16 protein-coding genes are annotated in these 12,780 nt (G+C 36.6%); 3 read left to right on the top strand and 13 right to left on the bottom strand.

All coding sequences use genetic code 11. The features are described from left to right. Nucleotides 1-26: 26 nt before the first annotated feature. Nucleotides 27-389 carry a YqxA family protein gene (locus NST14_RS21890; protein WP_001250498.1) on the bottom strand — a complete coding sequence of 121 codons (363 nt, stop codon included), beginning with the start codon at nt 387-389 and terminating at the stop codon, nt 27-29. Beyond that, nucleotides 389-1,492: a GPR endopeptidase gene (gene gpr, locus NST14_RS21895; protein WP_000662638.1), complete on the bottom strand. Its 1,104-nt coding sequence runs from the start codon at nt 1,490-1,492 to the stop codon at nt 389-391. The genes NST14_RS21890 and gpr overlap by 1 nt, the downstream gene beginning before the upstream one ends. A gap of 181 nt (nt 1,493-1,673) precedes the next feature. Here gpr and rpsT point away from each other — a divergent pair, with 181 nt between their 5' ends. Continuing rightward, a complete protein-coding gene (gene rpsT / locus NST14_RS21900; RefSeq protein WP_001274011.1) occupies nt 1,674-1,931 on the top strand; it encodes a 30S ribosomal protein S20 in 258 nt (85 codons plus the stop codon). 84 nt (nt 1,932-2,015) lie between these two features. On the opposite strand, the gene holA is transcribed toward rpsT, so the two are convergent. Beyond that, the gene (holA, locus tag NST14_RS21905) at nt 2,016-3,026 is read right to left on the bottom strand and encodes a DNA polymerase III subunit delta (protein WP_001279919.1); all 1,011 of its coding nucleotides are present in this window, start codon (nt 3,024-3,026) and stop codon (nt 2,016-2,018) included. 345 nt (nt 3,027-3,371) lie between these two features. On the opposite strand from holA, the gene NST14_RS21910 reads away from it, so the two are divergent. Further along, a complete protein-coding gene (locus tag NST14_RS21910) occupies nt 3,372-3,506 on the top strand; it encodes a YqzM family protein (RefSeq protein WP_000997609.1) in 135 nt (44 codons plus the stop codon). A 26-nt stretch (nt 3,507-3,532) separates the two neighbouring features. Here NST14_RS21910 and NST14_RS21915 read toward each other — a convergent pair whose 3' ends face one another. The 3 genes from NST14_RS21915 to NST14_RS21925 form a co-directional block, all read right to left on the bottom strand. Next, nucleotides 3,533-5,854, bottom strand: a complete 2,322-nt coding sequence (locus NST14_RS21915; RefSeq protein WP_073536027.1) for a DNA internalization-related competence protein ComEC/Rec2 — start codon at nt 5,852-5,854, stop codon at nt 3,533-3,535. A gap of 14 nt (nt 5,855-5,868) precedes the next feature. Further along, entirely contained in the window at nt 5,869-6,426 is a 558-nt protein-coding gene (locus NST14_RS21920; protein ID WP_000439783.1) for a ComE operon protein 2, read from the bottom strand. Between the two features lie 63 nt (nt 6,427-6,489). After that, complete coding sequence (locus tag NST14_RS21925; protein ID WP_046197814.1) at nt 6,490-7,089, bottom strand: helix-hairpin-helix domain-containing protein; 600 nt, start codon at nt 7,087-7,089, stop codon at nt 6,490-6,492. Between the two features lie 77 nt (nt 7,090-7,166). On the opposite strand from NST14_RS21925, the gene comER reads away from it, so the two are divergent. Beyond that, on the top strand, nt 7,167-7,994 hold the full coding sequence (comER, locus tag NST14_RS21930; protein WP_001020541.1) for a late competence protein ComER: 828 nt from the start codon (nt 7,167-7,169) through the stop codon (nt 7,992-7,994). Nucleotides 7,995-8,165: 171 nt separating this feature from the next. Here comER and NST14_RS21935 read toward each other — a convergent pair whose 3' ends face one another. The 7 genes from NST14_RS21935 to yqeH form a co-directional block, all read right to left on the bottom strand. Beyond that, entirely contained in the window at nt 8,166-8,915 is a 750-nt protein-coding gene (locus NST14_RS21935) for a class I SAM-dependent DNA methyltransferase (protein ID WP_001105567.1), read from the bottom strand. Next, nucleotides 8,912-9,268, bottom strand: coding sequence for a ribosome silencing factor (gene rsfS, locus NST14_RS21940; RefSeq protein WP_000653200.1), 357 nt, complete (start codon nt 9,266-9,268; stop codon nt 8,912-8,914). Before rsfS ends, NST14_RS21935 begins: the two co-directional genes overlap by 4 nt. After that, nucleotides 9,265-9,834 (bottom strand): bis(5'-nucleosyl)-tetraphosphatase (symmetrical) YqeK, encoded by a 570-nt coding sequence (gene yqeK / locus NST14_RS21945; RefSeq protein WP_001078246.1) that lies wholly within the window; start codon nt 9,832-9,834, stop codon nt 9,265-9,267. Before yqeK ends, rsfS begins: the two co-directional genes overlap by 4 nt. After that, a complete protein-coding gene (nadD, locus tag NST14_RS21950; RefSeq protein WP_001226058.1) occupies nt 9,824-10,393 on the bottom strand; it encodes a nicotinate-nucleotide adenylyltransferase in 570 nt (189 codons plus the stop codon). Before nadD ends, yqeK begins: the two co-directional genes overlap by 11 nt. Nucleotides 10,394-10,524: 131 nt before the next feature. Then, complete coding sequence (gene yhbY, locus NST14_RS21955; RefSeq protein WP_000955224.1) at nt 10,525-10,818, bottom strand: ribosome assembly RNA-binding protein YhbY; 294 nt, start codon at nt 10,816-10,818, stop codon at nt 10,525-10,527. A gap of 5 nt (nt 10,819-10,823) precedes the next feature. Continuing rightward, nucleotides 10,824-11,657, bottom strand: coding sequence for a shikimate dehydrogenase (aroE, locus tag NST14_RS21960; RefSeq protein WP_000812102.1), 834 nt, complete (start codon nt 11,655-11,657; stop codon nt 10,824-10,826). Between the two features lie 15 nt (nt 11,658-11,672). Next, entirely contained in the window at nt 11,673-12,779 is a 1,107-nt protein-coding gene (gene yqeH, locus NST14_RS21965; protein WP_000140795.1) for a ribosome biogenesis GTPase YqeH, read from the bottom strand. Between the last annotated feature and the right edge of the window lies 1 nt (nt 12,780).

The raw sequence follows: 12,780 nt of genomic DNA on the forward strand, positions 1-12,780 counted from the left end.
TAAAACAACCGTCCTCCGTTTGACTCTTAACTAAAAATCCCTTTTACTTTCCCAACAACTATATCTGTTCCAAACTTTGTTATTTCATAGGCAACGCTTGCTATCGCCATGCCCATTCCTTCTACAATATTAAAACTTTTTAAGCTTTCTAATTGTTTTTGTTTTTCAGTGGCGGAAAACGAACTCTCCAAAATTTCTGATTCAGCAGCATCACCTTTTGTTCCTGTCATATGAGCGATTTGTTCATACGACATTTGCTGATATCCTTTCATACTTTTCAATCCGTGATTTGCAAGTGCCACCCCTGCTATTACCATAAGTAAGCATATAGCCGCACTACATATACATAAAAGCGAAAAGCGGCTTACATGATTATCATCTCTTCTCATCAATGTGTATATGCTCCTGTATTATCTTGATCAATTTGATGATGCAGCGCTGCATTTAAACCACTTGCTATTACATTTGCCATATCCTCTATGAAGGCATCCACTTCTTTCGGAGTCACCATTAAATTATGACCAAGAGGAGATAACACTTCATAAATTAATTTTCTTTTCTCTTCATCTTCCAGTGTACCTACAGCACCTAAAAACATATTTCGGCTTTTTTCATCCGGCATATCCTCTTCTGTTAATTTTTTCTTTTCTCCAAATGTAAAACCAGCTGGCAACAAAGATCGGGAAGGTTTGTTTCCCTCTTTCATCTCTCGGCCAAAATGTTTCAAAATAAAATCAATTGTATCGCTTGTAATCGAAACGGCATCCACCACAGTCGGAACACCAATTGCGATAACAGGAATACCTAATGTTTCTTTACTGAGTTCCTTACGTTTATTCCCAACACCCGATCCAGGATGAATTCCTGTATCAGAAATTTGTATCGTACTATTTACCCTTTCAATAGAACGAGCAGCTAATGCATCAATTGCAATGACAAAGTCTGGCTTTGTCTTCTCAATGATTCCATAAATGACATCGCTCGTTTCAATTCCTGTAATCCCCATTACCCCGGGCCGAATTGCACTAACAGGCCTAAAGCCTTCTTCTACACTTTCAGGCTGCAATTGAAATAAATGTCTCGTTACCAATACATTTTCTACAACTATCGGTCCAAGCGCATCTGGTGTTACATTCCAATTCCCAAGACCAACAATTAAACAGCTCGCTTCTTTCGTAACGCCAACCTCTTCTAAGAAATACGAAAATTCTTTTGCAAAAATACGCTCTACTTTTTGTTGCAGCTCCGTATCTTGTTGACGTATACCTTGTACTTCAAGCGTTAAATAATTTCCAGGTTTTTTACCCATCGATTCCGAGGCAACTTCATCAATCGTTACTTTTGTAATGGTAATACCTTCTTCTTCCCTCTCTTTTACAACAACTCCTTGTATCCCTTGTTGCTCTTCTTGGCGCTCTTGCAGCATTTGATGTGCCTCTACAGCAAGGTCCGTTCTAACACTATATTTACTTAAATCTAGTGGTTCTTTCATCGTATCTCCTCCGTCATTCATAGTAAATATCGTTAGATTTCCCAAAGTTATATAAGGTCATTCTTTCCTTTACGTGAAATTTCATGGATATACTATTGCAATTCTCTTCACCGTTTGATAGAATATCACTTGTTCTATGTTAAGAATCGAGTCATTCGATTGCACCAGGGAGGTGAAAAGTATGGCAAACATCAAATCTGCTATCAAACGCGCTAAACTTAGCGAAGAGCGTCGTGCACATAACGCTTCTATCAAGTCTGACATGCGTTCTGCTGTTAAAACTGTAGAAGCTTTAGTTACTAATAACGATCTTGAAAATGCTAAAGAAGCTTTCAAAACTGCTTCTAAAAAACTTGACAAAGCAGCTCGTAAAGGTCTTATCCACCAAAACGCTGCAGCTCGTCAAAAATCTCGCTTAGCGAAACAAGTAAACGCGTAAGGCGTTTAAAAAACGATCCATTCGGATCGTTTTTTTATATACAAAAAAGTTCACGCTCTTAGCACGTGAACTTTTTTTGTTTCATCACATATGATTTAACCGCATTAAGAAAAACTCGAGCACAAGTTTTTTATCCATTTTTCCCGTTTTCATACTATAATCAGCTTCCGCTAATTCCATTATCACTTTTTTTAATGCTTCAAAAGAGAAAAACTTCGTTTGATTCATCGCTAATTTTACACGATATGGATGCACACCAATATGAGACGCGATTTGATTTTGGCCGTAACCACGCTGCTGTAACTCTTTCACTTGATGCAGTAAACGGAATTGACTTACTAATAACGCAAGCAATTTAATAGGTTCCTCCTGCTGCGTAAATAATCCATCCAAAATTTGCATCGCACCCGCGATATCTTTTTTCACCACTTTTTCTGTCAAAGCAAACACATTTTGTTCAACTGATTTTGGTACAAGCTCTGCAACGAGTTTTGGTGTAATCTCTCCGCCCATACCGACGTATAACGTTAACTTGTCCATTTCCTTCGCCAACATTGTTACATTACTTCCCACAAGCTCTAACAACAAACTAACAGCCGCATGATCAATATGCACATGTACTTCATCCGCCCGAGCAACAATCCACTTCTGAACATCCTGCACTTGCATTGCATTCGCTTCTACTACATCCGCTGTTTTCTTTAATAGTTTTGTAATTTTTTTTCGTTCATCCAGCTTTTCGTAAGGCGCAACAAAAACAAGAATAGAAAAGGGAGAAGGTTCCCCGATATATTCTTCTAAAATTTTTATATTTTGTTCCAATTTTTCTTTTTGTGAAGTTAAAAAGAGTGGTGATTTTATTAATAACACTTTACGTTCTCCGAAAAAAGGAAGTGTACGTGCATCTTCAACCACATCTTCTAAATACGCTTCTTCTAAATCATATGTAACAACATTAAACTCGCGATCTTCCTCTTCAAGCGCTTCTGTTGTAATAAGCTTTATCGTTTCATTTATAAAAAACGCTTCCGTTCCATACAGTAAATATAACGGAGCAAACTGCTTCTTTTTAATCTTTTTATGTATATCACTCATACTTTTTCCTACTCCCTAACTTGGCAATATATATTTATACTAATGCCCTAGCTTTTGTTTTACAAGTACAAAGGAACAGGCAATATAACCCGTCCCTTTATTTATATTAAACGCCACGCAATAAGCCCCGGGTTTCTTATTGGTGTGCGGTAATCACCTTCCCTTTATTATTCGCAATAAAAATTCGAGTATAAGTGCCAACTGTTAACATGCTTGGAAACAAAAATTCACATTACTTCATGATCTAAAAGTAGTAAAAACGCTCTATTTCTCCTCACATGGAAATTGTAGATTTTTTTCTGACAATATTTTATACTAAAGTGGAATGTTGGGGAGGGATTCTAAATGAATGATTTTGAACAAAACGTTCAAAGTAAACGCAATGACGCTATTGATTCAGGGGTAGGATTTATCGTCTCATTTGGTTTTTTCGCAACACTTTTCATCATTGCAACTGTTATTAAATTTATCGGTTCTTAAAGACTGCTGCTTACTGGCAGTCTTTTTTATCTATTATGTGTTTCATCATATGTGATTTTGCTGCGAAAGGTTCCGTTTTCCCCTTTAAAAACATAGGAGATAGCCCCTTGCTTATCCGTACGCCATATTTCAATCCCCCTCTTCTCAAAACGCTCTATAACGTCCTTATGAGGGTGCCCATACCTATTACGCTCACCGGCAGAAATAACGGCTATATTAGGCTGTACGACGCTCAGAAAAGTTGTTGTAGATGACGTATTACTCCCATGATGAGCAACCTTTAAAACATCCGCTCGCAACTCTGGATACGTAGCTACTAAAAACTTCTCACCTTCTTCTTCTAAATCACCTGTAAACAACCACGTTAGTCCTCCTAATTTTGCCAACATTACAATTGAAGCGTTATTTTCACTGCTCTTCTTCCCTGTTGGCGCTAATACGAAAAATTCCGCTCCATTTATGCTCCAACTTTCTCCTTCTCTCACTTCTCTTATTTTCACTTCCTTTTCTAAAGCCTGTTTCTTTACTATTTTTTCTAATTCCGCATCTTGTTCCTTTCGGCCAAATACAACTTCTTTTACGGTTATATTTGATAACAACTCTTGTGCAGCACCTATATGGTCCGCATCTCCATGCGTTATAATTAATTTATCGATCTTTTTAATACCTTCCTTTTGTAAATAAGGAATCAAAATATCATTTCCGACAGAAAATTCATGCTTTTTACGTTGCCATTCTTCCTTGTTTGGACGAATTGTTCCACCAGTATCAATAAGGTAAATCTCTTGATCATACGGGAGGCGAATTAATATTGCATCTCCCTGTCCAACATCGAGAAAGGTAACACTCCCACTTTCTCGAAAATACGGATATACATAATGGCATGTACTAATAAAAAAAAATACACCCGCAGATATAAACAGAATCCCCTTCGTCATTCGCCTTTCCCAAACCATCAATATACTAATAATACTCACGCAATATAGGGCTACAAGAAGTATAGGTGTTTGTCCGAAATTAAGACGGGTAAATGGTAAGTTTTCGCAATAACTTAAAAAATCATTAGAAAGATTCAAACCTATTGATAATACATTCCCAAGCCTTTTTGCCAGAAACGGAATGATCGGTATACATATCAAAATAACAATACAGCACGGCAATACAACGAGAGATAAAAACGGAACGTATAGGATATTTAAGAAAATACTATATGGAGAAAAATAACCGAAGTGATATAACAAAATCGGAGTACTAACGAGCTGCGAAATAAGAGAAATATAAATAGAATTTCGAATTACTCCATTACCACTCTCTAGTAAAAGCGGGGCAGATAAAAGTAAAGCAAAACTACCGACGAAAGAAAACTGAAAACCAATATTAAACACGAGATATGGATCAAATATAAGCATACATATAGCTGTTATACTTAAAGCATCTAAGCTAGATAAACGAATAGAACACATAAAAGCAATTAACATGAAAACTCCTGTTATAGAAGCTCTTATAACAGATGGTGACGCTCCTGCTAAAATCATATATAGAGGAATGCAGAAGATAAGACATACTGTCGCTACCTCCCTTGTCACACCGCTTCTTAGCAAAATAAAATACACGATTACCATTAACAATACGATATGCGATCCTGAAATCGCCAACAAATGCACGAGACCGAATTGTTGATATTGCTCTTCAACTTCAAATGTCATTTGTTGTCTATCACCAAATACTAATGCATTCATAAAAGCACCTGATTGTTCTGGAAACATTTCTGTAACTTCTGAGATTGCTTGTTGCCTCAAAAGAAGAATCCACTGCACCAGTGACAACGATATTTTATGGCATTCAGAAATATATGTAGCGTCCAATATGAAATGAATATTTTGCTTATATAAATAATCACGATAATTAAAACCATGAAAATTCCGAGCTATTTGTGGTTCTTTCCTCTCACCTTCGAATACACATGATACTCCTGCATGTAATTGTCGCATTTGTTTCTTTTCCGAGGCTGATTTCATTTTGTAACTTAACTGCACTATATTTTTATTCTGATCTTCAACTTGAAATGAGAGGCGATCGCCGTTAATAAGAGGTGTAGTATGTATCACTCCTCTTGTAGCTTCATAGGACTCTCTCAGAGGCTTGTTTTGCCCTTGAACATACGCGGTGTACATAGCGCCACTAAAACACGCTATCATACAATAAAAGAAGGTTTTACGCGAAGTACGATATAAACAAAAGAAAACATATACAACGAGACAACAAGTTAGCCATACAACTGAAGAGGAGAAGGCAATTGCAATCCCTATTATAAATGAGATTGCAACATAGCCCCATTGTCCTTGCAACTCATACCCACTCCTTATAGCATCATTTTTGCTTTCGTGAATACATGCTGTAATTCTTCCATTGATAAGTTCTCTTTTTCTAAAGATGCAAATAGTTCTTTTAACTCCATATGACGTTTTTGATCCTCTAATGCTGCAATATCATATTCTAGCGGAACGTGTTTCACCGTTACATTCGCTTTTTCAAATAACTCTACGGCATACGGATGATTTTTATAATCCTGTGCATAATAAACTGCTGTAATACCACTTTGAATAATCGCCTTACAACATTGTAAACAAGGAAAATGCGTAACATAAATTTCCGCTTCCTCCGTTTTCACACCAAATTTTGCACATTGTAATAAAGCATTCATTTCTGCGTGAATTGTACGAACACAATGATTGTCAATAACGTAGCATCCATCATCTATACAATGTACGCCACCTTTAATTGAACCATTATATCCACCAGCAATAATTCGTTTATCACGAACAATTGTCGCTCCTACTGCAAGCCTTGTACATGTACTACGTAAAGATAACAAATGGCTTTGCGTCATAAAATATTGATCCCATGAAATTCGTTCCATATTCTTCACCTACTTTTTTGTCTACTTGTAGTGTAGCGAATGAAGAAAAACTTCGTCAATCTTTTACGGAATAATAATTTGATCTTTTATTTTCTCCAAAGACTTCACACCAATCCCATCAATCTCTAACAAATCTTCTATTTTTTGAAACGGACCATGTTCCTCTCGATATTTCAAAATACTTTCTGCTTTCCGAGAACCAATACCTGTAATTTTTTCAAGTTGTTCTTTAGAAGCTGCATTTATTTGAACTTTTCCCTCTCCCTTTGAAACAGCAGCTACTTCTTGCACTTGTTCGTTTTTATTCGGTACGTAAAGAATCATTTGGTCTTGTACCATTTGTGCTAAATTTACCTTCATCCTATCTGCCTCAGGCAAAAAACCACCTGCTTTTTCAATAGCATCCTTGACCCGGTCCCCTTCTTTCATTTCATACACCCCCTCTTTAACAACAGCCCCTTTCATATCAATTACAATTATTTTTTTCTGCTGCTTTGTATCCGATATTTTCGGTTTACTTTTCTTCTCTATATCTTTCTCTTGAACATCCGTTGCAATAACTGATCGCTCTGTATGCTCATTCGTTTTCCAGAAAATAAGAAAAAGCACAGTTCCAATAATAGCAACTAATCCTAACCATTTCTTTGGAAAATCCCACATCATTTTTCACCTCTAATCATAAATTTATAACATCATTCATATTGTTTAGGAGAAAGCTGTTACGAAGGAGGGATGAAACATTGAACATAGGAATTATAGGGACAGGAAACATGGGGAATATACTAATCGATGCATTTTTAGAAACCCGTGCTGTCAAACCTTCGTGCCTTACGATCATTAATCGGACGCCCGCCAAAGCATATCATATAAAGGAAAAACACCCTTCTGTTCATATAGCCAAAACTATTGATGAGGTAATCGAACGATCACATCTTATTTTTATTTGCGTAAAGCCGATAGATATATACCCAATCTTGCAAAAATATGCTGAACATTTTTCTGATGAAAAGTGCTTAGTTTCTATCACAAGTCCAATATCTCCATCACAATTAGAGACACTTGTACCTTGCCATGTTGCCCGTATTATTCCGAGCATTACAAACCGCGCCCTATCCGGCGCATCACTATTTACATTTGGAAGTAACTGCTCTGAAGAATGGCAACAAAAACTATTTCGCTTATTCAAAAACATTTCTACTCCCCTTGTAATAGAAGAAGATATAACGCGCGTTTCATCTGATATAGCAAGCTGCGGCCCTGCATTCTTTAGTTATTTATTACAATGTTTCATTAATGCTGCTGTAGATAAAACAAATATTACACATGAAGAAGCCACTACTTTAGTAAGTGAAATGGTCGTTGGAATGGGGAAACTACTCGAAAAAGGAATTTTCACATTGCCTACTTTACAAGAAAAAGTATGTGTGAAAGGCGGCGTTACAGGAGAAGGTATTCGGGTTTTAGAAGAACATGTTGGAGATATGTTTCATAAATTAATCGAGCGGACACACGAGAAATTTGATGAAGATTTAAAATGCGTTGATCAGCAATTCAATAAACACACATAACAAATACGTCATCGTCATTCCAAATCCTTTTTATAAATACTTAATTTTTCACATTACATTTTTACTTAAACTAGCTTTTTCACAATCCACGTATGTCATTTTCTTATTATCCTAGAACTAAAATTACAGCTTCTTCACAAAACAAAAGCAACCTTCTCGGTTGCTTTTGTTTTATCCGTTTTTCTTCGCCATGAAGAAAATACGCTCTGTTTGTTCTGTAACTTCAAGTCGCTCAAAGTCACCAGTTACACGAAGCACTGTAAAACCAGCTTCTTCAAGCCATTTCGTTAACTCTTCAACCGGATATGCACGTTGTACGTGACATTCGTCAAAACGATGGTACACATCTTCTTCTGGGTCTTGAACAAAGAATGTTAAATCATGTTCTACACTGTTTGGATCTTCACCAGGGAAGCAATTCCAAATAAGAGATATTTCTTCTCCATTCACTGTGTATGTTTCATTTTGAAATACATGATGTATTTTATATAAAGAATGTACATCAAATAAAAACAAACCATCTTGACGTAAATGATGAAACACTCTTCGGAATGTTTCTTGCACTCCATCTTCTTGCAATACATAGTTTAATGAATCACAAAAGATCGTTACACAGTCAAACTCACCTGGAACATCAAGCTCCCGCATATCTTGTTGGTAAAAAGGAATAAAATATCCTGCCTCGCCTAGTTTTTGCTGTGCGACTGCTAACATTTCTTCCGAAAGATCGACACCGATTACATCGTAACCCTTTTGTACAAGCGGAAGCGTTACATTACCAGTACCGCATGCTACATCAAGAATCTTCGCCTCTTTCATATCCGCTTGCTGCAAGCTTTCCTCTGTGAATTCCACCCATTTATCATAAGGGACATCATTCATTAGTTCATCGTACAGCAACGCAAATTGTTCGTAGTTCATTGGCCTAACTCTTCTGTAATATCTTCACGTGGCACATCGCCCCATAGACGCTCTAAATTATAGTGATTACGCTCATCTTTATGGAATACATGAGCAACTACATCTCCAAGATCAACTAATACCCAGCGAGCTTCGTCAAAACCTTCCATACGTTGTACGTCGATTTGGAACTCGTGTGCTTTCGCTTTAATTTCACGTGCAATTGCTTGCACTTGCTTATCTGAGTTACCGTGACAAATAATGAAATAATCTGCAATTGGTGAAATACCTTGCATATTTAGGACAACCATATCTTCTGCTCTCTTATCATCAGCTGCTTTTGCTGCTAATACTAATAAATCTTTATCTTTCATTTACTCATTTCCTCCTTGATAACTGCATTGTATGTTTGGAATGTTAATGGATAAATCGTTTGATCTTTTTCCATTAAAAATTGAATTGTTCTCTTTAGCGCAAATAATAAAGCTTGATCTATATCTGTATATGCGAGTTTACGAGCTTCCTCCACCCCTGGAAACTTTCGCCCAGGCTCAATGTAATCAGCTACATAAATTACTTTATCTAACATCGTCATTTTCTCATGACCACTTGTATGATATGTAATAGCTTGCAGGATTTCAGGATCTGTAATACCTACTTCTTTTTCTACTAAGTATGCCCCAACAGGTGCATGCCATAACTCTTTGTTATAACAAAGTAAATCTTTCGGCAAACCTTCACTTTTAATGATCTCTTCCATCTCTGAAATCGCTCTACACTTCGCATAATCATGGAATATAGCTGCAACTTCAGCCTTTTTTTCATCCACACCGTATAATTTAGCAAGTTCAATTGCCGTCTCCATTACACCAATTGTGTGTATATAACGTTTTTCATGCATTTGTTGTTTCACAATATGAAGTGCTTCCTCACGATTCATACAACCCATTCCTCTCGATATATACCTGTACTTTTTCAGGAAGTAAATATTTGCATGTTTTCTTCTCTTTATATCTCTCACGTAATAAAGATGAAGAAACTGCAAACTCCGGAATTTCCACAGTGGTGATAGGATAAGGTGTATGCAATGTATAACCCGGTCTTGCAACCCCAACAAACGTTACAAGATCAAGTAACGCTTCAATGTTATACCACTTCGGTAAATACTCAACCATATCTCCACCAATAATAAAGTGAAACTGCACATCCGGATGCTTCTTCGTTAATTGTAGCATAGTGTCATACGTATAAGATGGGCCCTTCCTGCTTAGCTCTTCTAAACAAATAGAAAAATGTTCCTCTTCCTCAGTCGCAAGTTCTAACATTTGTAAGCGACTTTCTACACTTGTAATATTCCGCCCTTGTTTATGCGGCGGAATTTGGTTCGGTAAGAACCATACTTCTTCTAAATTCAAAGCATGATATACTTCATTTGCAATGAGCAAATGTCCATAATGTGGCGGATCAAATGTACCACCAATGATGCCAATTTTTCTCAAAAGAAACGCCCCTTCCTTTTACATACAGCAACTCTCTTCATTTCCATCCGAAGAGAGTTTACTGTTAATAAAAGTTCAATTGGTTTCGATCTCTACACCATTACTAGTGATAAAAATAACATATGCTATTTTTATCGAGGAAGTTTAATTTGCTTGTTTTCTCTTGATTCTTTGTATAAAACAATTGTACTTCCAATTACTTGAACGATTTCCGCACGTGCACCTTTTGCAAGTTCTTCTGCAACTTCACGGCGATCGAATTCACAGTTTTGTAGCACACTTACTTTAAATAACTCACGAGCTTCTAAAGTATCTGCAATTTGTTTAATCATATTTTCATTTACTCCGCCTTTTCCTACTTGAAAAATTGGTGTTAAATGATGTGCTTGTGCACGTAAAAATCTTTTTTGTTTTCCTGTTAACATATATGTTAGCCTCCAAGCTTTCTTATAACTAATTGTTTCATTCGTTCAATATTCGGTACGCAACCTGTCCACATTTCAAATGCAAGCGCTCCTTGATAAACAAACATATCAATACCATTTTGAATGATTGCACCTTGCTCTTTCGCCTCACATAAAATTTTCGTTTCAAATGGATTATAAATTATATCTGATACAATCGTTCCCTTTTTCAACGAAGAAATTTGTAACGGCGTATGTTCGACACGTGGATGCATACCTATCGTTGTCGTCTGAATGATAATATCATAATTCTCTTGTTCTTCTGTTGCTTCCTCTAACGATAAAGCAACAGAATGAACAGTAGCCGTACATGCAGTAATAAGTTCTTTCGCCTTATCTACTGTACGATTCGCTACATCAATCTCTTTTACACCTACATCAGCAAGTGAAAAATAAATAGCTCGACTAGCACCACCTGCGCCAAGCAATAAAATACGTTTCTCTTGAAGTGGTTCACTACTAATTGACTGTAGCGCTTTGACAAAACCAATTCCATCTGTATTGTAGCCAATCAATTTCCCATCCTTATGAACCACCGTATTTACTGCACCAATTTGTTTTGCTAGCGGGTCAATCTCATCCAAATAATCCATAATCGCAACTTTGTGCGGAGTTGTTACATTAAATCCTGAAATACCTAACGCTTTTAAACCTCTTACTGCTTCCCCTAGCACTTCCTCTTTAACAAGAAAGGCATGATAATAGGCATCCATATTCAAGTGTTCAAATGCATCGTTATGCATAACGGGTGATAATGAATGTCCAATTGGATTTCCGATTACACCATATAATTGTTTCATAAATCCCTCTCCATATTAAATTAAAGATTTACGCAATGAAACACTTACTCCTTTTGGTACGTGTGCAACAATTTTTGCTCCCGGTTCGTTCACAGTAACCCATCCTAATCCAGAGAATACAACATCCGTTTTTGGTTCACGAATATTAAACTCGTATTTCACTAACTCTGGCATATTTTCTAATTCTTCTGGTGTTGGCGGGCTTAGTAAATCCCCTGCATGATTTTTATACAATTCATCTGCTTTCTCAAGCTTTGTACGATGGATTGTTAAACGATTTGAGAAGTGACAAGTAAATGCGCGACGACCGCCACTTACGTAATCAAAACGTGCCAATCCGCTAAAGAACAATGTTTGTTCTTCATTTAATTGGAATACCATTGGCTTAATTTCTTTTGTTGGTGTAATAAGCTTTAAGCTTTGTTTTCCAACATAATGAGCCATTTGATGGTGGTTAATAATACCTGGCGTATCATATAAAGAAGATTCTTCGTCTAACGGGATATCAATTAAATCAAGCGTTGTTCCTGGGAAATGAGATGTTGTAATTACATTTTCAGTCTCATCACTAAATTCTTTAATCATACGATTAATGAATGTTGATTTCCCTACATTTGTACATCCAACAACGTAAACATCTTTTCCGCCGCGGTAATACTCAATCGCATCTGCCAGCTCAGCAATCCCTTGTCCTTTCGCTGCACTAATTAAAAAGACATCTTCTGGCTTTAATCCTAGCTGCTTTGCACTATAGCGCATCCAATGCTTTACTTTATCATGTTTTACTGACTTAGGAATTAAATCCGCTTTATTCCCAACAAGTAATACTTTATTATTTCCCACGAAACGATGTAAGCCAGGTAACCAGCTACCATTAAAGTCGAAAATATCTACAATTTTAACTACTAACGCATCCGATTTTCCAATACCGTTTAGAATACGTAGGAAATCATCATCTGTTAATGAGACATCTTGAATTTCGTTATAATGTTTCAATCGAAAACAGCGTTGACAAATGACTTGTTCTTTTTCTAAAGATGAGGCAGGAGCATATCCCACTTCATTTTTATCTTCTGTTTGAATTTCTACACCGCAACCAATACATTTAATTGTTTCAGTCAAA

Origin of the sequence: Bacillus sp. FSL W8-0519, from assembly GCF_038005585.1 — a bacterium.
In the GTDB taxonomy this organism is placed as follows: domain Bacteria; phylum Bacillota; class Bacilli; order Bacillales; family Bacillaceae_G; genus Bacillus_A; species Bacillus_A paranthracis.